Below are 19,307 nucleotides of genomic sequence, written 5' to 3'. Positions count from 1 at the left end.
GAACTACGCGGCCGGTGTTTTGATCAGCATGCAGATCGCCTCGGCCGCCATGCCTTCTTCGCGGCCAAGATAACCGAGCTTCTCGTTGGTCTTGGCCTTGATGTTGATTTGCTGGGGCGAGACGCCGACGTCTTCGGCGACGCGGGAGACCATCTGCGCGATGTGCGGCGCCATCTTGGGCGACTGCGCGATGATGGTGGCGTCGATATTGCCGATCGTGTAACCGGTCGCCACCACGCGGTGCGCCACTTCACGCAGCAAGGTGCGCGAGTCGGCCCCGGCGAACATGGGATCGGTGTCGGGGAAGTGCTTGCCGATGTCGCCCAGCCCGGCCGCGCCGAGCATGGAGTCGATGATCGCGTGCAGCAGCACGTCGGCGTCGGAGTGGCCGAACAGGCCAGTCTTGTGGGGAATCGTCACGCCGCCGATGACCAGCTTGCGGCCCTCGACGAGGGCGTGGCAGTCGTAGCCGGTCCCGATGCGAAACGGGGGTGCGAGGTTATAAGAAGCCAGAGCCATGATATATGTTCACAATAGTCAGGTTAAGGCGCGGCCAGGTACATCTCGGCGATCCGGATGTCGGCGGGCAGCGTCACTTTCAAATTACGGGGATGTCCTTCGACCAGCATGGGCGAGGCGCCCATTGCTTCGACCGCACTGGCGTCATCGGTAATGATGCTGGCGTCGGTGGCCGCTGCAAGCGCGTCGCGCAGCAGCCGGTAGCGGAACATTTGCGGGGTCTGCGCAAGCCACAAGCCGTCCCGCGGTATTGTGGAAACGGCGGAGACAGCGCTGCCTTCGCGCTTGACGGTATCAACCACCGGCAGCGCGAGCAGGCCGCCAACGGCGTGCCCGCCAACGCAAATAATGAGTTTTTCAATCAGCGCCGCGTTCAAGCCAGGCCGCGCGGCGTCGTGCACCAGCACCCAGTCCTGCGCGTCGAGGGTCCCGCCGAGCAGGTGCAGCGCGTTTTGCACCGAGGCGAGCCGCGAGGCGCCGCCGCAGCGTAGCACGGTTACGCGGGCGCTGGCGTCAATGCCAGAGACGAGCGCGTCGATGTACGGGTCCGCCGCGCTGACGACCACGTAGACGTGGGCGACGAGCGGGCTGGCCAGAAAGGCGTCGATGGTGTGCCGCAGCATGGGTTTGCCGGCGATGGGCAGATACTGTTTAGGCCCGTCGGCCGCCATTCGCGCGCCGACGCCGGCGGCCGGAATCAGGGCAACGTAGTTGGGCGCTTGCTGGGTCATTGATTTATCTTCTCGTTTTTTGGGCCGGTCCGATAAGGGACTGTACCTCACCTTGGCAAACTCTGCTCAGTCGCGCATATTCTTGCGGCGAATCGATGAGCGCCTGTTTTTCTTCGACCTTGATCAGCTCGCGTTTCATGTAGGGCATCCAGCCGGTGTCGACCTCGCGCTGCAGCGCCGCGCGCGCCTGGCCGGAACGCGCGTACAGCGGCTTGTTATCGAAACGGTCCGACAGCGCCTTGCGCACCACTGACTCCACTTTCGGCAAATGGTCAAGATAGGTCTTGAGATGGCGCATCTCATGAGCAAGAATTTCATCATATGCGCAGGTTCCCGGCGAAAACTCTCTGCCGATGTAGATCACGATCGGAATGTAGTACAGCGACACGCCGATGCGCGGCGAAATGCACTCGTAGCCGGACAGCGGATCTTGCAAGATGCTGCCGTTCAGGTCGATCTCGAGGCGCGACTGGGTGCGCGTCAGTCCCAGCACATAGGCGTTGGCCGGTGCGCCGCCCTTGAGCGCAGTAAGCGCGCGAAAGGACTTTGAATTGTCGATCGAATACCCATTTTCCTGGGTCGACATCACCGTCACGGCCCGGGCCATAGTGTCTTCGCAGCGCACCTGGAACAGCGTGCGCGAGGCGTGCGCCAGGTTCGCGCAGCACAGCATGACCAACAACAGGATCGCTCTCATGGCGCTGTGATTCAGCTTTGCCACGCGCCGGCTGCGATCTTCTCTAACCAGAAGGCGCCGATGATGGTCTTGACGTCGGTGATGGCGCCGCTGCGCACCATGGCCAGCATTTCGGGCACGGTAGCGGTGAAAGTCTCGAGGAACTCGCCCTCGTCGAGCTTGGCCTCGCCGGCGGTCAAGCCGCGCGCGACGAACAGGTCGAGGTGCTCGTCCGAGTAGGCGATGGCATTGTGGATGGTGCACAGGAACTGCCAGTTGCTGGCGGTGTAGCCGGTTTCTTCCTGCAGTTCGCGCTTGGCGCAGGTGAGCGTGGATTCGCCCGGGTCGATTTTACCGGCCGGGAACTCGATGAAGACGCGCCCGAGCGGGTAGCGGAACTGGCGTTCGAGCAGCACGCGGCCGTCGTCGAACAGCGCCAGGATCACGACGGCGCCGGGGTGCTTGATATATTCGCGCATGCCGACCGAATCGTCAGGCAGGCTGACACGGTCGCTGGTGACCTTCAGGAATGGGCCATCATAGACCACACTGCCGTCAATACGGGTTTCTTCAAGCTGTGAATCCATGCTGCCAACTCCCGGTTCGTTTAAGCGTGTTGCTTGCGCAGGTAGCGATAGACGAAGCCGGGAAACCCGAGCACGACAAAGAGAGGCACCGTGATCATGTAGAACTCCCTGACCTGGGTGAAGACATTGCCGATCCGGGCTTCGAGCGCATACGCGACCGCACCAGTGGCAAAGTATAGAACAAGCAGCTCAAGCACGCGCGTCCACGCGTGCTTCCTGCCTTTGAGCGCAATGATGCCAAACAGAGCTTCAGTCACATACGGCAGGTTGGCGAACACCAGTGCAAGCGCGATCACCAACCAGCTTGAGATTGACACATCCATCAAATATCCATCAACTGGCGAGCGTCTTGAGCATCGCGTTCGAGCAGGCCGCCAGCAGCGGACCGGCGTAAATACCCAGCACCACGATGGCGATGCCGTTGGCGGTCAAGGTGGCGCGCATGTCAAACGGTACGGCCAGCGGCGCCGTATCGATTGGTTCGTCGAACCACATGACCTTGACCACGCGCAGGTAGTAGAACGCGCCGATCAGCGAGAACATCACCGCCACCACGGTCAGCCACACGGCACCGGTATTGAGCACCGATTGCAGCACTGCGAACTTGGCGGCAAAGCCCATCATCGGCGGCACGCCGGCCAGCGAAAACAGCAGGATTGACATCACGGTCGCAAACCACGGGCTGCGCTTGGACAGGCCCTTGAAGTCGGCGAGTTCTTCCGCTTCAAAACCGGAGCGCGCCAGCAGCATGATCAAGCCGAAGGTGCCAAGCGTAGTCAAGACATAGGTAATAATGTAGTACATCGCCGAGCTGTAGGCGGCAGAGGCCATCGCCAGCGACGGGTCTTCACGCCCTGCTACCACGCCCGACATCAGCCCAAGCAAAACAAATCCTACTTGCGCGATGGTCGAATAGGCCAGCATGCGTTTCAGGTTGGTCTGCGCGATGGCGGTCAGGTTGCCGATCGCCAGCGACAGCACGGCCAACACCATCAACATCGGCTGCCATTTGATCGCGAGCGGGAACAGTCCTTCGGCGAGCAGGCGAATACAGATGGCGAAAGCGGCAATCTTTGGCGCAGCGCCCAGCAACAGCGTCACGGCCGTTGGCGAACCCTGGTAGACGTCCGGAACCCACATGTGGAACGGTACGGCTCCCAGCTTGAAGGCAAGGCCGGCAACCACGAATACGATACCGAAGACGAGAACGGTCCCGTTGGCGCGTGGATCGGTGGCGATGAACTTCGCGATTTCGCCGATGTCGAGCGAACCGGTAGCGCCGTACAGCATCGAGATGCCATACAACAGGAAGCCGGAAGCGAGCGCGCCGAGGATGAAGTACTTCATCGCAGCTTCGGTCGACACCGCATGGTCGCGGCGCAGCGCCACCAGCGCATACAGCGACAGCGACATCAGTTCCAGGCCCAGGTACACGATCAGCATGTTGTTGGCCGAGATCATGATCATCTGACCGAGCAGCGCGAACAGCGCCAGCACGTAGAATTCGCCGCCCAGGTTACCGGACACCATGCCGCGCTGCCCCACGTACTGGCGCGAGTAAATCAGCGTCATGGCCACGGCCAGATAGGTGAACATCTTGAGCAGGTTCGACATCGGATCCGAGACGAACATGTTGTAGAAGGTGTAGACCGTGGTGCCGGCGGCGTAATCGCCCCAGCTCAGGTAAGCGCAGCCGGCCAGCGTGGCCAGCGAGAGCACATAGGTCAGCGTGCGGCGCGACTCCGACAGGAACATGTCGATCAGCAGGATCGCCGAGGCGGCGACCAGCAGGAAGATTTCGGCGTAAACCGGGACCAGATTTGGATTGATAATTTCGTTCATAGTCTGTTTTATTACCGCAGTTTCGACACTTTGACGTGTGCGATCAAGTCAGCAACCGAAGTTTGCATCGTATCGGTGAATGGCGCCGGGTAAAGGCCCATTGCGATCACAGCGATCGCCAGGATTCCCAGCATCAGGAATTCGCGCTTGTTCAAGTCGACCAGTGCGGCGACGTTCTTGTTGGCGATGGCGCCGAACACCACGCGCTTGACCATCCACAGCGAGTAAGCCGCGCCAAAGATCAATGCCGTGGCAGCCAGCATGCCGATCCAGAAGTTGTACTGGACCGCGCCCAAAATCACCATGAATTCGCCGACAAAACCGGACGTCGCAGGCAAGCCGCAGTTCGCCATCGAGAACAGCACGATGAAGGCTGCGAACTTCGGCATGGTGTTGACCACCCCGCCGTAGTCGGCGATTTCGCGCGAGTGCATGCGGTCATACAGTACGCCGATGCAAAGGAACATTGCGCCGGAAATGAAGCCGTGAGAAATCATCTGCACGATGCCACCCGAGACGGACATCTGGTTGAACATGAAAAAGCCCAGCGTCACAAAACCCATATGCGCGATCGACGAATAGGCGACCAGTTTTTTCATGTCTTTCTGGACCAATGCGACCAGGCCGACGTAGATCACCGCGATCAAGGACAGCGTGATGATGAAAGGGGCCATCGCGATCGATGCATCCGGCGTGATCGGCAGCGAAAACCGCAGAAAGCCGTACGCGCCCAGTTTCAGCATGATCGCGGCCAGCACGGCCGAGCCGCCCGTTGGCGCTTCGACGTGGACGTCCGGCAGCCAGGTGTGGACCGGGAACATCGGCACCTTGACGGCAAATGCCGCCAGGAAAGCCAGGAAAATAAAGGTCTGTTCGCGCGAGGTCAACGCCAGCTTGTGCCAGTCGAGAATATTGAAGCTGCCCGAGGCGTTGTACAGGTAGATGATGGCCACTAACGTCAGCAAGGAACCCAGGAAGGTGTACAAGAAGAACTTGAACGACGCGTACACGCGGTTCGAGCCGCCCCAGATGCCGATGATGATGAACATCGGGATCAAGGTCGCTTCAAAGAAGAAGTAGAACAGCAGGCCGTCCATGGCGCTGAACACGCCGATCATCAAGCCCGACAGGATCAGGAACGCACCCATGTACTGGGCCACGCGCTTTTCGATCACTTCCCAGGCCGAGATCACGACGATCACGGTGATGAAAGCGGTCAGCGGCACAAACCACAGCGACAGGCCGTCCACTGCCAGCCGGTACCAGATATCGAACTGGCCGATCCACGGCGCTTCTTCGGCAAACTGCATGCCGTGCGCGGCGTTGTCGAAGTTTTGCAGCAGCGGAAGCGTGATGGCAAAGCTGACGATGGCGCCAGCCAAGGCGAGCCAGCGCGAGAGGCCAGGATTGTCATCGCGGCCAATAAACAAAATCAGTGCGCCGAAGATGATCGGGAGCCAGATCGCCAGGCTCAGATACGGGAGAGAATTCATGTTGTCGTTATCTTTGCGGTCTTGTTAAGCGTGCCAGAACGGGAGGAAGTACATCAGCGCGCCGAGCACGCCGATGATCATCACGAACGCGTAATGGTAGATGTAGCCGGTCTGGCCGCCGCGGATGATGGACGACATCCAGCCGACCACTTTGGCGCTGCCGTTGACGATGACGCCATCGATCAGGCCCTTGTCGCCCACGTTCCACAGGCCGCCGCCGAGCAGGCGCGCGCCGCCGGCGAACACCACGTCGTTGAACTTGTCCATGTAGTACTTGTTGTCCAGCAGCGTGTGGACCGCCTTGAACTTGGCATAGAACCATGCCGGCACGCGCGGGTTGACCATGTAGCAGTAGTAGGCCGAGCCTACGCCGGCCAGCATCAACCAGAACGGCGCCGTCATCAAGGCGTGGGTTGCCATGCCCAGCCAGCCGTCCACTTCATGGAACTCGTGCGCCAGCTCTTTCATCGCTTCGTGGTTTTCGGCCACGGTGATGACGCCCTTGAAGAAGTCCCCGTGCAGCATCGGGCCGATCGTCATGGCGCCGATGATCACCGACGGGATGGCCAGCAGGATCAGTGGCAGCGTGACCACCAGCGGCGATTCGTGCGGCTTCTGGCCCGGGGCGAGGCCGTGGTGCGCGTGGTCGTCATGATCATGAGCGTCTTCTTCATTGTGCGCGTTTGAGTCATGGCCGTGGCTATGGTCATCCGTGTGCGCTTTTCCGAAACGCTCTTCGCCGTGGAACACCAGGAAGTACATGCGGAACGAGTAGAAGGCAGTGACGAATACGCCAGCCAGTACCGCAAAGTTGGCAAAGCCTGCGCCCCAGATATGGGTTGCGTGCACCGCTTCAATGATGCTGTCCTTCGAATAGAAACCCGAGAAGAACGGGGTGCCGATCAGCGCCAGGGAGCCAAGCAGCGCGGTGATCCAGGTGATCGGCATGTACTTGCGCAGGCCGCCCATGTTGCGGATGTCCTGGTCGTGGTGCATGCCGATGATGACGGAACCGGCGCCCAGGAACAGCAGCGCCTTGAAGAAGGCGTGCGTCATCAGGTGGAACACGGCAACCGAGTAGGCGGACGAACCCAGCGCCACCGTCATGTAGCCCAGCTGCGAGAGCGTCGAGTAAGCAACCACGCGCTTGATGTCGTTCTGGATGATGCCCAAAAAGCCCATGAAAAGTGCGGTGATCGAACCGATGACCAGCACGAACGACAGCGCCGTGTCGGACAATTCAAACAGCGGCGACATGCGCGCCACCATGAAGATACCTGCCGTGACCATGGTCGCGGCGTGGATCAGTGCGGAAATCGGGGTCGGGCCTTCCATCGAATCAGGCAGCCAGACGTGCAGCGGAAACTGGGCCGACTTGCCCATCGCGCCAATGAACAGGCAAATGCAGGCAACCGTCAGCAGCATCCAGTCGGTGCCCGGCAAGAGCAGCGCGGCCAGTTCGGTCTTCTTGGCGAACACTTCCTGGTAGTTCATGGTACCGGCAAACGCCAGCAGCAGGCCGATACCAAGGATGAAGCCAAAGTCGCCCACGCGGTTCACCAGGAAAGCTTTCATGTTCGCGAAAATCGCGGTAGGACGGGTGTACCAGAAGCCGATCAGCAGGTACGACACCAGGCCCACTGCTTCCCAGCCGAAGAACAGTTGCAGGAAGTTGTTCGCCATGACCAGCATCAGCATCGAGAACGTGAACAGCGAGATATAGGCAAAGAAGCGGTTGTAGCCCGGGTCTTCGGCCATGTAGCCGATGGTGTAGATGTGCACCATCAGCGAGACGAAGCTGACCACGCACATCATCATCGCCGACAGCGCATCGATCTGGAAGCCGACTTCCATTTTCAGGGGGCCGACCGTCATCCAGTTGTAAATGGTGCCGTTGAACCAGCCGCCGCTATTGACATCCATGAGCGTGATCACGGACAGCACCAGGGCAATGAGCACGCCCGCGATCGTCACCGTATGCGACGTCTTGCGCCCGACCATATCGCCAAAGAACTTCGTACCGAACAAGCCTGCAATCACTGCGCCGGCCAGCGGCGCAAGGGGAATTGCAAGCAGGAGGTTAGGGTTGAGAGTACCCGCCATGTTGAACCTTAATCGTTGTTTATTCTAGTGTTAACTGCAAGCCAAGGGGCCGAGCGTTGAAACGCTTAGCCTTTGAGGCGGTCCAGGTCTTCGACGTTGATCGTGTCCAGGTTACGGAACATGACCACCAGGATCGCAAGGCCGATTGCCGATTCGGCGGCTGCGACGGTCAGGATGAAGAAAACGAAGATCTGCCCTGCCGCGTCGCCCAAATAGTGCGAGAACGCGATGAAGTTCATGTTCACCGCCAGCAGCATCAATTCAATGGCCATCAACAGCACGATGACGTTTTTACGGTTCAGGAAAATGCCCACGATCGAAATCGCGAACAGGATCGCGCCCAGGACCAGGTAGTGTGCGAGCGTTAAAGTCATTTGGTCTCCTTGCTGACGGCTTCTTTCGAGGCGGCGTCCTGGGCTTCGGCGGCGGCCAGTGCAGCTGCCTTCGATGCGGCGTCGATGGCCGGCTGGTCGACCGTTGCCATCTTGACGATGCGCAGGCGGTCGTTGCGCTTGACGCGCACGGCGTCGCCCGGGTTGAATGCCTTGGTGTCCTTGCGCTTGCGCAGCGTGAGCGCGACGGCGGCGACAATAGCCACCAGCAGGATCGCCGCGGCGATCTCAAAGCCGTAGATGTACTTGGTGTAGATCAGCAGGCCCAATTGCTTGGTGCCGCCGATGTTGCCATGGATGACACTCTGGTCTTCAAAATCGAGGAAGCCGCGCCACAGGACGGCAGCCATCTCGAGCACGATCACCACGCCGATGGTGGTGGCAATCGGCAGGTAGGACCAGAACCCTTCGCGCATCTTGTCGATATTAATATCCAACATCATGACCACGAACAGGAACAGCACCATGACGGCGCCGACATACACCAGCACCAGCACAATGGCCAAAAATTCCGCCTGCAGCAGCAGCCAGATGCCGGCCGCATTGAAGAACGCCAGCACCAGGAACAGCGCCGCGTGAACCGGGTTCCTGGCAGTGATGACGCGTGTTGCGGCGAACAGCATGATCACCGAGAACACGTAGAACATAATTGTTTTAAATTCCATAACTAACCCAGAAGAGGTGCAGATTAACGGTAAGGAGCGTCAGCGGCACGTGCGGCAGCGATCTCGGGCTCGTAGCGGTCGCCGACAGCCAACAGCATCTCTTTGGTGTAGTACAAGTCACCGCGCTTCTCGCCGTGGTACTCGAGCACGTGCGTCTCGACGATCGAATCGACCGGGCAGGATTCTTCGCAAAAGCCGCAGAAGATGCACTTGGTCAGGTCGATGTCGTAGCGCGTGGTACGGCGCGAACCGTCGTCGCGCTGTTCCGATTCGATCGTGATCGCCATTGCCGGGCACACCGCTTCACACAGCTTGCAGGCGATGCAGCGCTCTTCCCCGTTCGGGTAGCGGCGCAGCGCGTGCAGACCGCGGAAGCGAGGCGACATCGGGGTCTTCTCTTCCGGGTATTGCACGGTGATCTTGCGTGCGAACATGTACTTGCCCGTCAGCGCCAGGCCTTTGAACAGTTCGACCAGCAGCATGCTGCTGAAAAAGTCTTTAATTTGAGTCATTGTCCTTGTTCCTTACAACTTCCAAATATTCCAGGACGTCTGCATGATGCCCGCGACCAATACCAACCACACCAGCGTCACCGGGATGAAGATTTTCCAGCCCAGGCGCATGATCTGGTCATAGCGGTAGCGCGGGAAAGTACCACGCACCCAGATGAACAGCGAGACGATGAAGAACGCTTTGGCAAACAGCCAGAAGAAGCCCAGGAAACCGCCCAGCGTGCCGCCCACTTCGAGGAAGGCAAACGGTGCATGCCAGCCGCCCAGGAACATGATGGCCGCGAGCGTGCCGATCAGGATCATGTTGGCGTATTCGGCCAGCATGAACATCGCGTACGACATGCCCGAGTACTCGACCATGTGGCCGGCAACGATTTCGGACTCGCCTTCGACGACGTCGAACGGGCTGCGGTTGCACTCGGCAAGACCGGACGTGAGATACACCACGAACAGCGGCAGCAGCGGCAGCACGTTCCACGACACAAAACTCACGCCGTGTTCCACGCCCCAGCCCTTGTTTTGCATGCTGACGATGTCGGAGAAATTCAGGCTGCCCGATACCATCAAAATTACCACCAGCACAAAGCCGATCGGAATTTCATACGAAATCATTTGCGCCGAAGCACGCATGGCGCCCATGAACGAGTATTTCGAGTTCGACGCCCAGCCCGCGATGATGATGCCGTACACCTCGATCGAGGTAATCGCCATCAACAGCAGCAAGCCGGCGTTGACGTTGGCCAGCGCCAGGCCAGGGCCAAAAGGCACCACCACCCATGCGGCCAGGGCCGGCATGATGGTCATGATAGGACCGAGGATGAACAGGCCGGACGACGCCTTGGCCGGTACCACGATTTCTTTGAACAAAAGCTTCAAGGCATCGGCAATCGGCTGCAGCAGGCCGGCAGGGCCGACGCGGTTGGGGCCGATACGAATCTGGATCCAGCCGATCAGTTTTCGCTCCCACAGCGTTGCATAGGCAACCAGGCCCATCAACGGCAGCAGCACGCACATGATCTTGGCGATGGTCCACATCACGGGCCACACGTAGCCGATATTGGTCGTGCCCCAGGCGTTGATGCTATTAATCATTTCAGGCATCAGAGAGCCTCCCCTGCTTTTTCAACCGCGATGGCGCCGAACATCGCACCCAGGGTGGACGTTGCGGCATGCGACGAGGCAACACGCACCGCGTTCGCCGGCAGACGGGCATCGATGCCCGCCACCAGGATCGCCGAGCCGGAGCCCTGCGTAACCTTGACTTTGTCGCCGGCTTTTACGCCCAGCTTCTCGGCCAGCGCGGCAGGCAGTTGCACCAGCGGCATATTGGCGTCGGCGGTGCGCAGCAGCGGCTCGGAACGGCGCGCAATGGCGTCGGCGAAATAGATCGGCACGTCGGTCACGCGTTCCAGCGCGCCCGAGGTACCGAACGACGCGCACGACACAGCCGTTTTCGATGCGTTGTTCAATTTACCCGACAAATCGGTCACGCCTTTGCCGAACAACTCGTCGCGCACGGCTTCCGAGGTGTCGTAGTCAAAGCCGGGAACGCTCAGCAAGTTGCCCAGCACGCGCAGTACTTTCCAGGCCGGACGGGCGTCGCCCATCGGCTTAACGGTACCGTTGAAACTTTGCGCGCGGCCTTCGCAATTGACGTAGGTGCCGGACGTTTCGCTAAACGGCGCGATCGGCAACAGCACGTCGGCGTACTCGTAGCCATGCTGGAAGGCGGACATGACGACCACCATTTCAGCAGCGTCAAGCGCGGCTCTAGCTTGCTGCGGGTTGGCAGCGTCCAGCTCAGGCTCGGCGTTGAGCAGCACGTAGGCTTTTTTAGGCGTCTCGAACAGCGCTTGCGGATTCTTGGCAACAGCACCGGCCAGGTAGGCGCCGACGGTGTTTGCTGCTTCCGTCAGGTAGCCGAACTTGGCGCCGGTCTGCTCGGCAATCCACTGGGCAGCGGCGTGCAGTGCGGACGCTTGCGGGTGGTGCGCTGCAGCGTTGCCCATCAGGACAACTGCTGGTACGGCTGCGTCGCCAGTGTTCAGGCTCGCTGCAATCTTGTTGGCGGACTCGGACGGCTTGATATCGCCAAAACCTGCAGGGGCGGCGACGCCTTTGGCGGTTGCTACGGCAGCGACGATTTCCGACAAGGCGGCCAGCCAATCGGAAGGCGTTGCAATCATCTTGTTCGCCGTTGGAATCAACAGCTCATCGTCCGACCCGTGCACGATCGACAGCTTGCCGCCAGCCTTGACGGCGGCGCGCAGGCGCGTGGCGACCAGCGGGTGATCTTTGCGCAGGAAGGAGCCGACGATCAGCGCGCGCTTGACGGTGCTTAGTTCAGCGATCGGCATGCCGAGCCAAGGAATCACGTCGCCACCAAGGGCGAAGTCGCTCTGGCGTAGGCGGAAGTCGATGTTTTCGGTACCCAGACCACGCATGGCCTTGGCCAGCAGGTGCAATTCTTCAACGGTCGAATGGCCGGTGCCGATGGCGGCAATGCTGTCCGCGCCATGCTCGTGCTTGATGTTGCGCAGGCCGTGCGCGACGTATTCGAGTGCAGTCTGCCAGTCAGTTTCCTGCCACTGGCCGCCCTGCTTCAACATCGGCTTGGTCAAACGCGAATCGTTGTCCAGCGCTTCGTACGAAAAACGGTCCTTGTCCGACAGCCAGCATTCATTGATCGCTTCATTTTCCAGCGGCAGGACGCGCATCACTTTGCCGCCCTTGACCTGGACGATCAAATTGGTGCCGAGCGAATCGTGCGGGCTGATCGACTTGCGGCGCGACAGTTCCCAGGTCCGCGCAGTGTAGCGGAATGGACGCGACGTCAGTGCGCCAACCGGGCACAGGTCGATCATGTTGCCCGACACTTCAGAGTCGATCGTCTTGCCGACGAACGAGGTAATTTCAGCGTGCTCGCCGCGGCCCAGCATGCCCAGTTCCATGACGCCGGCCACTTCCTGGCCGAAACGCACGCAGCGGGTGCAGTGGATGCAACGGGTCATCTCGTTCATCGAGATCAGCGGACCGGCTTCTTTTGGCGCCACGACGCGCTTTTCTTCTTCGTAGCGCGAGTGCGACTTGCCGTAGCCAACTGCCAAGTCTTGCAACTGGCATTCGCCGCCCTGGTCGCAGATCGGGCAATCGAGCGGGTGGTTAATCAGCAAAAATTCCATCACCGATTTTTGCGCCTGAACCGCTTTTTCGCTGTTCGAACGCACGATCATGCCGGCCGAGACAGGGGTGGCGCAAGCCGGCAAAGGCTTGGGCGCCTTTTCCACTTCAACCAGGCACATGCGGCAGTTGGCAGCGATCGACAATTTCTTGTGATAGCAGAAGTGCGGGATATAGGTCCCGATCTTGTTCGCTGCGTCCATCACCATGGAACCTGGTGGGACCTCAACTTTAATACCGTCAATTTCAATTTCAACCATGAGATTTCTCTGGCCTTAGATATAAGCGGGCACGATACAGCGCTTGTGCTCAATGTGATATTCAAATTCTTCGCGGAAGTTCTTGATCATGGCCCGTACCGGCATCGCCGCCGCATCGCCCAGCGCGCAAATGGTGCGGCCCTGGATGTTGTCGGCGATCGAGAGCAGCATGTCCAGGTCGTCGGCGCGACCCTGGCCGTGCTCGATGCGGTGGATCATGCGGTACAGCCAGCCCGTGCCTTCGCGGCACGGCGTGCACTGGCCGCAAGATTCTTCGTAATAGAAGTACGACAGGCGCAGCAGCGACTTGACCATGCAGCGCGTCTCGTCCATGACGATGACGGCACCGGAACCGAGCATCGAGCCCGCTTTCGCGATCGAGTCGTAGTCCATGTCGGTGGCCATCATGACTTCGCCCGTCAGCACCGGCATGGACGAGCCGCCAGGAATGACTGCCTTGATTTTTTTACCGTCGCGCATGCCGCCCGCGAGCTTGAGCAACTCCGAAAACGGCGTGCCCATCGGAACTTCATAGTTGCCTGGCAATGCGACGTCGCCCGACATCGAAAAGATCTTGGTGCCGCCATTGTTTGGCTTGCCAAGCTTGGCGTACGCCTCGCCGCCCATGTTGATGACCCATGGCACTGCAGCGAAGGTTTCGGTATTGTTGATCGTAGTCGGCTTGCCGTACAGGCCAAAGGAGGCAGGGAAAGGCGGCTTGAAGCGCGGCTGCCCTTTCTTGCCTTCGAGCGATTCCAGCAAGGCCGTTTCTTCGCCGCAAATGTAGGCGCCATAACCGTGGAAAGCGTGCAGCTGGAACGTGAACTCGCTGCCCAAGATGCGCTCGCCCAGCATGTTGGCGGCGCGCGCTTCTTCCAGCGCTTCTTCAAAGCGGTCGTAGTCGGCAAAAATCTCGCCGTGGATATAGTTGTAACCCACGGTGATGCCCATGGCGTAAGCGCCAATGGCCATGCCTTCGATCAGCGCGTGCGGGTTGTAGCGGATGATGTCGCGGTCCTTGAACGTGCCAGGCTCGCCTTCGTCGGTGTTGCAGACGAGGTATTTTTGGCCAGGAAACTGGCGCGGCATGAAGCTCCACTTCAAGCCCGTCGGGAAACCGGCGCCGCCGCGACCGCGCAGGCTCGATGCCTTCAATTCCGCGATCACCTGTTCAGGCGTGATTTTTTCTTCCAGGATGCGGCGCAGCGCGCTGTAGCCGCCGCGGTTCACGTAATCCTGCAAATGCCAGTTCTTGCCGTCCAGGCCAGCCAAGATCAGCGGGGCGATGTGGCGATTATGGAGTGAGGTCATTTCTTCAGTTCCTCGACGAGTGCGTCGATCTTGTCGTTCGACATCCAGCTGCACATGCGCTTGTTATTGACCAGCATGACCGGTGCGTCGCCGCAGGCGCCCATGCACTCGCCTTCCACCAGCGTGAATTGATTGTCAGCGGTGGTTTCGCGAAAACCAATGCCGAGCTTTTCCTTCATGTACTGGGCCGCCTTCTCGCCGCCGGACAGCTGGCATGGCAAGTTGGTGCAGACGGAAATCTTGTATTTGCCGACCGGCTTGACGTTGTACATATTGTAGAACGTGGCAACTTCCTGCACGGCAATGGCTGGCATGCCCAGGTAGTCGGCAACGTCCTGCATCACTTCCGGCGGGAGCCAGCCTTTTTCATCCTGGGCAATGGCAAGCGCCGCCATGACTGCCGACTCTTTATGGTCAGGCGGGAACTTGGCGACTTCACGGTCGATTTTTTTGTATGACTGCTCTGATAACAACATGTTTTTTTGCCTCAATGGTGCCACGGGTCAGGAATGACCTGCTTACCGGTCAATACTTCCGAATACGATGTCTTGGGTGCCGATGATGGTGACCGCGTCCGCGATCATGTGTCCGCGCGCCATCTCGTCCAGGCTTTGCAGGTGGGCATAGTCCGGAGCGCGAATCTTCAGGCGGTACGGTTTGTTGGCGCCATCGGAGACGATATAGATGCCGAACTCGCCCTTCGGATGTTCCACTGCGGCATACGCCTCGCCCGGCGGGACGTGGAAGCCTTCGGTGAACAGCTTGAAGTGGTGAATCAGCGACTCCATGTTCGATTTCATGTCGGTGCGCGACGGCGGCGCCACCTTGTAGTTGTCGACCATGACCGGGCCCGGATTGGCGCGCAGCCACGTGATGGCTTGCTTGATGATGCGGTTCGACTGGCGCATCTCTTCAATACGCACCAGGTAGCGGTCGTAGCAGTCGCCATTGGTGCCAACGGGAATATCAAATTCCATCTTGTCGTAGACGGCGTAGGGCTGCTTTTTACGCAGATCCCACTCCACGCCCGAACCGCGCAGCATGGCGCCGGTAAAGCCCATGGCCAGCGCGTCTTCAGGCGAGACCACGCCGATGCCGACGGTACGCTGTTTCCAGATACGGTTGTCGGTCAGCAGCGTTTCGTATTCGTCCACGTACTTGACGAAACGGGTCGAAAAGTCTTCCAGGAAGTCGAGCAGCGAACCCTTGCGGTGTTCGTTCAGTTCGTCGATCGCCTTGGCGCTGCGGATGATCGATGCCTTGTGCTTGGGCATTGCATCCGGCAGGTCGCGGTACACGCCGCCCGGACGGTAGTATGCCGCGTGCATACGTGCGCCCGAAACAGCTTCATAGGCGTCGAACAGGTCTTCGCGGTCGCGGAAAGCGTACAGGAACGGACCCATGGCGCCCACGTCAAGCGCGTGCGCGCCCAGCCACATCAGGTGGTTCAGCAAGCGCGTGATTTCGTCGAACATGACGCGGATGTACTGGGCCCGCAGCGGCACTTCAATGCCAAGCAGCTTTTCGATCGCCAGCACGTAGGCGTGTTCGTTGGCCATCATCGACACATAGTCCAGACGGTCCATGTACGGCACCGACTGCAGGTAGGTGCGCGTCTCGGCCAGCTTTTCGGTACCGCGGTGCAAGAGGCCAATGTGCGGGTCGGCGCGCTGGATGACTTCGCCGTCGAGCTCGAGCACCAGGCGCAGCACGCCGTGCGCTGCCGGGTGCTGCGGTCCGAAGTTCAGGGTGTAGTTCTTAATTTCAGCCATGGTGTTTAGCCCCTGGGTTCATCCCGTAGGTTTCTTCGCGGATCACGCGCGGAATGATTTCACGCGGCTCGATCGTCACGGGTTGGTAGATCACCCGCTTCTGCTCCGGGTCGTAGCGCATTTCGACGTAACCGGTAATCGGGAAGTCCTTGCGGAACGGATGGCCGATGAAGCCGTAGTCGGTCAGGATGCGGCGCAGGTCGTTGTGGCCTTCGAACAGGATGCCGTACAGGTCGAACGCTTCGCGCTCGTACCAGTTGGCGGCGCGCCAGATCGGGGTAATCGAGTCCAGCACCGGCATCTCGTCGTCGGGCGCGAACACGCGCACGCGCACGCGCCAGTTGTGCGTGATCGACAGCAGGTGCGAGGTGGCGGCAAAGCGCAAGCCATCCCAGGTGCCTTCGCCGTAGGTGGAGTAATCCACGCCGCACAGGTCGAGCAATTGCTCGAAGCGCAAGGCGGGATGGTCGCGCAGGGTCAGCATGGCGGCCGAATAGTCGGCCGCCTTGACGACGAGCGTCACTTCGCCCAGCGCCGTCTTGACGCTTGCGCCCTCGCCCAGCACGGATGCCAGGGTTGCGGCCAGGTTTTCAATTTTGCTTGTCATATTCAGCTTGTGTCACAGTCAGCTTAGCGGGCGATGGTGTTGGTGCGCTTGATCTTGTTTTGCAGCTGCAAAATACCGTACAGCAGCGCTTCCGCCGTCGGCGGGCAACCCGGCACGTAGACGTCGACCGGCACGATGCGGTCGCAACCGCGCACTACCGAGTACGAATAGTGATAGTAGCCGCCGCCATTGGCGCACGAACCCATGGAAATGACCCAGCGCGGCTCGGGCATCTGGTCATAGACCTTGCGCAGTGCGGGGGCCATCTTGTTGCACAGCGTGCCGGCGACGATCATGACGTCGGACTGGCGCGGCGACGGACGGAACACGACGCCGAAGCGGTCCATGTCGTAACGGGCCGCACCCGTGTGCATCATTTCAACAGCGCAGCAAGCCAGACCGAACGTCATCGGGAACATCGAGCCCGTGCGCGCCCAGTTGATCAGCTTGTCGGCCGTCGTGGTGACAAAACCTTCGTTTAGTATGCCTTCAATTGACATGGCTTATTCCCAATCAAGGGCACCTTTCTTCCAGATGTACCAAAAACCGACCACGAATTCGGCGATGAACACCATCATCGTGACGAAACCGGACCAGCCCAGTTCACGCATGGAGACACCCCATGGGAAGAAAAACGCCGTTTCCAGATCAAACAAAATAAACAGAATCGCGACCAGGTAATACCGGACGTCGAATTTCATGCGGGCGTCTTCGAATGCTTCGAAGCCGCACTCGTACGGGGACAGTTTTGCCGCGTCGGGCTTGTGCTGGCCGAGCAGGTAACCCAGGACCTGGGGCACCACGCCGACGCCCAGGCCGACCAGGATGAACAGCAGAACGGGGAAGTATTCCGAGAGGACGAATGTAGTAGAGTCCACGAATAAGCCTATGTTGAACGATCGGTTAATGAACCACTGCCTAGCGCAGCGCCCTGTCTTAACGATCCTGGCTTGAAGCCTACCACCAGGATCCAGGAGACTGATCCTCGTAAAAAAGCCAGCTTAGGCATGAGCGTTTGATACTCATGCATCCTTGCTGGCTTCTTTGTAATTCTTGGTGCCGACGGCGAGACTCGAACTCGCACAGGATTTCTCCCACTACCCCCTCAAGATAGCGTGTCTACCAATTTCACCACGTCGGCATTGAAGTCCGCTATTCTACATTGTTACAGTGCTGTATTCAATGCATACTTGCGTAATAACAAGGATAAAACTTAAAAACATTACTTCTTTTTGATGCTTGGCCGCATGCGCGGCCGGACTTGCTGAAACGCTGTAGAACTATACAGTAAAAATTACTTCGGCACCTGACCGGCCGGCGTTGCCGGCGCTGGCGTCGCAACCGGCGCTGCAGGCACGGTCACAGCGGCTGGCGGCGCGGCTGGCACCGTTGGCGCCGCTTGCGGGATCGCTGCAGAGCCCGTGACTGGCGCAGGCGCGGTCACCTTGGCGGCACCTTCCATGATGCCGCCGCTCACGCCTTCCGTGCGCTTGGTGGCGTAGTTGGCCAGCACCAGGGTGGACGCGAAAAAGATCGCAGCGGCCACGCCGGTCGACTTGGACATGAAGTTCGACGAGCCGGTCGCACCGAACAGGCTGCCCGAAGCGCCCGAACCGAAGGCTGCGCCCATATCGGCGCCTTTGCCGTGCTGGAGCAACACCAGACCGATGATGGCCAGGGCGGACACGACCTGCACAATAACAACCAAATTTTGCAACGAGTTCATTTCTATTCCATTCCAGGTTTGACTGCGCTTATTGAATACTGCACTGAAGACTGCACGTACGTGACTAAATTCTTTTGACTACGTTCTTTTATTTTCCGGCGCGGATGATGGCGAGGAAATCCGCCGCTTTCAGCGCTGCCCCACCGATCAGGCCGCCATCGATGTCCGGCTGCGCCATCAGTTCCACGGCGTTGTCGGGTTTCATGCTGCCGCCATACAGGATCTGCACGGCGCTGCATTCTACCGGATTCTTTTCTGCGATCTGTGCGCGCAGGCGGGCATGCACTTCCTGCGCCATCTCGGGCGTGGCCGTCTTGCCGGTGCCAATGGCCCACACTGGCTCATAGGCGACGACGATCTGCGCCACACGGTCGCCTACCAGCGCCAACACGGCCTCGAGCTGATTGCGCACCACCACGTAGGTTTGCTCCGCCTCGCGCTCGGCCAGTGTTTCGCCGACGCAGGCGATGGGGGTGAGGCCCGCGTCCAGCGCAGCGAGTGCTTTTTTGGCGACCAGCGCACTGCTTTCGGCATGCATGGCACGCCGCTCGGAGTGGCCCACGATCACATACTGGCATGCAAAATCGACCAGCATTGACGCCGCCACTTCGCCGGTAAAGGCGCCGGCAGCGTGACAAGAAACGTCTTGCGCGCCATAGCCGACCTGGCTGCCCGACAGCAATGCCTGGCACTGCGCCAGATACGGGGCGGGGACGCACACGGCGCACGCGGCGCCGCTGCCGGTGGTGCCAGCGAGGCCTTCGGAAATGCCGGATAACAGGCTTGCGTTCGACGCAAGACTGCCATTCATTTTCCAATTTCCAACGACGAGTTTGCGGCGCATAGAAGCCCAGATGTGATTAACCCGCTATTTTAACTCTCCCTTGAGGGATGGTCAAACCAAGTCGGTGGTGGGAAACGCAATCGACGA

The 19,307-nt window shown here is 59.7% G+C and carries 21 protein-coding genes and 1 tRNA gene; all 22 read right to left on the bottom strand.

The annotated features are described in order from the left end of the window. Positions 1-3 precede the first annotated feature (3 nt). On the bottom strand, positions 4-519 hold the full coding sequence (gene ispF, locus ACP7BV_RS06480) for a 2-C-methyl-D-erythritol 2,4-cyclodiphosphate synthase (protein ID WP_426102702.1): 516 nt from the start codon (positions 517-519) through the stop codon (positions 4-6). Positions 520-542: 23 nt separating this feature from the next. Next, positions 543-1,250 carry a 2-C-methyl-D-erythritol 4-phosphate cytidylyltransferase gene (gene ispD, locus ACP7BV_RS06475; protein ID WP_426102700.1) on the bottom strand — a complete coding sequence of 236 codons (708 nt, stop codon included), beginning with the start codon at positions 1,248-1,250 and terminating at the stop codon, positions 543-545. 4 nt (positions 1,251-1,254) lie between these two features. After that, positions 1,255-1,947, bottom strand: a complete 693-nt coding sequence (locus ACP7BV_RS06470; protein ID WP_426102698.1) for a hypothetical protein — start codon at positions 1,945-1,947, stop codon at positions 1,255-1,257. Positions 1,948-1,958: 11 nt separating this feature from the next. After that, positions 1,959-2,513, bottom strand: coding sequence for an NUDIX domain-containing protein (locus ACP7BV_RS06465; RefSeq protein ID WP_426102696.1), 555 nt, complete (start codon positions 2,511-2,513; stop codon positions 1,959-1,961). Positions 2,514-2,533: 20 nt separating this feature from the next. Then, positions 2,534-2,836, bottom strand: a complete 303-nt coding sequence (locus tag ACP7BV_RS06460) for a DUF2818 family protein (protein ID WP_426102694.1) — start codon at positions 2,834-2,836, stop codon at positions 2,534-2,536. A 10-nt stretch (positions 2,837-2,846) separates the two neighbouring features. Beyond that, positions 2,847-4,355, bottom strand: a complete 1,509-nt coding sequence (nuoN, locus tag ACP7BV_RS06455) for an NADH-quinone oxidoreductase subunit NuoN (RefSeq protein ID WP_426102692.1) — start codon at positions 4,353-4,355, stop codon at positions 2,847-2,849. Between the two features lie 11 nt (positions 4,356-4,366). Next, positions 4,367-5,848: an NADH-quinone oxidoreductase subunit M gene (locus ACP7BV_RS06450; RefSeq protein WP_426102690.1), complete on the bottom strand. Its 1,482-nt coding sequence runs from the start codon at positions 5,846-5,848 to the stop codon at positions 4,367-4,369. A 24-nt stretch (positions 5,849-5,872) separates the two neighbouring features. Further along, the gene (gene nuoL, locus ACP7BV_RS06445) at positions 5,873-7,951 is read right to left on the bottom strand and encodes an NADH-quinone oxidoreductase subunit L (RefSeq protein WP_426102688.1); all 2,079 of its coding nucleotides are present in this window, start codon (positions 7,949-7,951) and stop codon (positions 5,873-5,875) included. A gap of 65 nt (positions 7,952-8,016) precedes the next feature. Further along, positions 8,017-8,325: an NADH-quinone oxidoreductase subunit NuoK gene (nuoK, locus tag ACP7BV_RS06440; protein WP_426102686.1), complete on the bottom strand. Its 309-nt coding sequence runs from the start codon at positions 8,323-8,325 to the stop codon at positions 8,017-8,019. Next, positions 8,322-9,008 carry an NADH-quinone oxidoreductase subunit J gene (locus ACP7BV_RS06435; RefSeq protein ID WP_426102684.1) on the bottom strand — a complete coding sequence of 229 codons (687 nt, stop codon included), beginning with the start codon at positions 9,006-9,008 and terminating at the stop codon, positions 8,322-8,324. Before ACP7BV_RS06435 ends, nuoK begins: the two co-directional genes overlap by 4 nt. Positions 9,009-9,031: 23 nt before the next feature. Beyond that, a complete protein-coding gene (gene nuoI / locus ACP7BV_RS06430; RefSeq protein ID WP_426102682.1) occupies positions 9,032-9,520 on the bottom strand; it encodes an NADH-quinone oxidoreductase subunit NuoI in 489 nt (162 codons plus the stop codon). Positions 9,521-9,532: 12 nt separating this feature from the next. Then, positions 9,533-10,621 carry an NADH-quinone oxidoreductase subunit NuoH gene (gene nuoH / locus ACP7BV_RS06425; RefSeq protein WP_426102680.1) on the bottom strand — a complete coding sequence of 363 codons (1,089 nt, stop codon included), beginning with the start codon at positions 10,619-10,621 and terminating at the stop codon, positions 9,533-9,535. Continuing rightward, positions 10,621-12,960 (bottom strand): NADH-quinone oxidoreductase subunit NuoG, encoded by a 2,340-nt coding sequence (gene nuoG, locus ACP7BV_RS06420; RefSeq protein ID WP_426102678.1) that lies wholly within the window; start codon positions 12,958-12,960, stop codon positions 10,621-10,623. The genes nuoH and nuoG overlap by 1 nt, the downstream gene beginning before the upstream one ends. Positions 12,961-12,975: 15 nt before the next feature. Then, on the bottom strand, positions 12,976-14,271 hold the full coding sequence (nuoF, locus tag ACP7BV_RS06415) for an NADH-quinone oxidoreductase subunit NuoF (RefSeq protein ID WP_426102676.1): 1,296 nt from the start codon (positions 14,269-14,271) through the stop codon (positions 12,976-12,978). Then, the gene (nuoE, locus tag ACP7BV_RS06410; RefSeq protein ID WP_426102674.1) at positions 14,268-14,747 is read right to left on the bottom strand and encodes an NADH-quinone oxidoreductase subunit NuoE; all 480 of its coding nucleotides are present in this window, start codon (positions 14,745-14,747) and stop codon (positions 14,268-14,270) included. Before nuoE ends, nuoF begins: the two co-directional genes overlap by 4 nt. Positions 14,748-14,789: 42 nt before the next feature. After that, the gene (locus ACP7BV_RS06405; protein ID WP_426102672.1) at positions 14,790-16,043 is read right to left on the bottom strand and encodes an NADH-quinone oxidoreductase subunit D; all 1,254 of its coding nucleotides are present in this window, start codon (positions 16,041-16,043) and stop codon (positions 14,790-14,792) included. Then, complete coding sequence (locus tag ACP7BV_RS06400; protein WP_426102670.1) at positions 16,036-16,650, bottom strand: NADH-quinone oxidoreductase subunit C; 615 nt, start codon at positions 16,648-16,650, stop codon at positions 16,036-16,038. The genes ACP7BV_RS06405 and ACP7BV_RS06400 overlap by 8 nt, the downstream gene beginning before the upstream one ends. Positions 16,651-16,673: 23 nt before the next feature. Then, the gene (locus ACP7BV_RS06395) at positions 16,674-17,150 is read right to left on the bottom strand and encodes a NuoB/complex I 20 kDa subunit family protein (RefSeq protein WP_426102668.1); all 477 of its coding nucleotides are present in this window, start codon (positions 17,148-17,150) and stop codon (positions 16,674-16,676) included. Between the two features lie 3 nt (positions 17,151-17,153). Beyond that, a complete protein-coding gene (locus ACP7BV_RS06390) occupies positions 17,154-17,528 on the bottom strand; it encodes an NADH-quinone oxidoreductase subunit A (protein ID WP_426102666.1) in 375 nt (124 codons plus the stop codon). 176 nt (positions 17,529-17,704) lie between these two features. Then, positions 17,705-17,791: transfer RNA gene (locus tag ACP7BV_RS06385), tRNA-Leu, on the bottom strand. 153 nt (positions 17,792-17,944) lie between these two features. Next, a complete protein-coding gene (gene secG / locus ACP7BV_RS06380) occupies positions 17,945-18,376 on the bottom strand; it encodes a preprotein translocase subunit SecG (RefSeq protein WP_426102664.1) in 432 nt (143 codons plus the stop codon). A gap of 88 nt (positions 18,377-18,464) precedes the next feature. Continuing rightward, a complete protein-coding gene (gene tpiA / locus ACP7BV_RS06375) occupies positions 18,465-19,220 on the bottom strand; it encodes a triose-phosphate isomerase (protein ID WP_426102662.1) in 756 nt (251 codons plus the stop codon). Positions 19,221-19,307 lie beyond the last annotated feature (87 nt).

It is taken from the genome of Massilia sp. TSP1-1-2, from assembly GCF_049896185.1.
Taxonomy (GTDB): domain Bacteria; phylum Pseudomonadota; class Gammaproteobacteria; order Burkholderiales; family Burkholderiaceae_D; genus Telluria_A.
The sequence above is the reverse complement of the archived record's forward strand: the minus strand, read 5'-3'. Positions and strand labels throughout refer to the sequence as shown.

Bases quoted from the DNA above. Each gene is read 5' to 3' on its own strand.
- ispF (WP_426102702.1), bottom strand. From the start codon at position 519: ATGGCTCTGGCTTCTTATAACCTCGCACCCCCGTTTCGCATCGGGACC.
- nuoF (WP_426102676.1), bottom strand. From the start codon at position 14,271: ATGACCTCACTCCATAATCGCCACATCGCCCCGCTGATCTTGGCTGGC.
- ACP7BV_RS06450 (WP_426102690.1), bottom strand. From the start codon at position 5,848: ATGAATTCTCTCCCGTATCTGAGCCTGGCGATCTGGCTCCCGATCATC.
- nuoN (WP_426102692.1), bottom strand. From the start codon at position 4,355: ATGAACGAAATTATCAATCCAAATCTGGTCCCGGTTTACGCCGAAATC.
- ACP7BV_RS06465 (WP_426102696.1), bottom strand. From the start codon at position 2,513: ATGGATTCACAGCTTGAAGAAACCCGTATTGACGGCAGTGTGGTCTAT.
- nuoI (WP_426102682.1), bottom strand. From the start codon at position 9,520: ATGACTCAAATTAAAGACTTTTTCAGCAGCATGCTGCTGGTCGAACTG.
- nuoK (WP_426102686.1), bottom strand. From the start codon at position 8,325: ATGACTTTAACGCTCGCACACTACCTGGTCCTGGGCGCGATCCTGTTC.
- ACP7BV_RS06435 (WP_426102684.1), bottom strand. From the start codon at position 9,008: ATGGAATTTAAAACAATTATGTTCTACGTGTTCTCGGTGATCATGCTG.
- nuoH (WP_426102680.1), bottom strand. From the start codon at position 10,621: ATGCCTGAAATGATTAATAGCATCAACGCCTGGGGCACGACCAATATC.
- nuoL (WP_426102688.1), bottom strand. From the start codon at position 7,951: ATGGCGGGTACTCTCAACCCTAACCTCCTGCTTGCAATTCCCCTTGCG.
- ispD (WP_426102700.1), bottom strand. From the start codon at position 1,250: ATGACCCAGCAAGCGCCCAACTACGTTGCCCTGATTCCGGCCGCCGGC.
- ACP7BV_RS06470 (WP_426102698.1), bottom strand. From the start codon at position 1,947: ATGAGAGCGATCCTGTTGTTGGTCATGCTGTGCTGCGCGAACCTGGCG.
- ACP7BV_RS06460 (WP_426102694.1), bottom strand. From the start codon at position 2,836: ATGGATGTGTCAATCTCAAGCTGGTTGGTGATCGCGCTTGCACTGGTG.
- tpiA (WP_426102662.1), bottom strand. From the start codon at position 19,220: ATGCGCCGCAAACTCGTCGTTGGAAATTGGAAAATGAATGGCAGTCTT.
- ACP7BV_RS06395 (WP_426102668.1), bottom strand. From the start codon at position 17,150: ATGTCAATTGAAGGCATACTAAACGAAGGTTTTGTCACCACGACGGCC.
- nuoG (WP_426102678.1), bottom strand. From the start codon at position 12,960: ATGGTTGAAATTGAAATTGACGGTATTAAAGTTGAGGTCCCACCAGGT.
- nuoE (WP_426102674.1), bottom strand. From the start codon at position 14,747: ATGTTGTTATCAGAGCAGTCATACAAAAAAATCGACCGTGAAGTCGCC.
- ACP7BV_RS06400 (WP_426102670.1), bottom strand. From the start codon at position 16,650: ATGACAAGCAAAATTGAAAACCTGGCCGCAACCCTGGCATCCGTGCTG.
- ACP7BV_RS06405 (WP_426102672.1), bottom strand. From the start codon at position 16,043: ATGGCTGAAATTAAGAACTACACCCTGAACTTCGGACCGCAGCACCCG.
- secG (WP_426102664.1), bottom strand. From the start codon at position 18,376: ATGAACTCGTTGCAAAATTTGGTTGTTATTGTGCAGGTCGTGTCCGCC.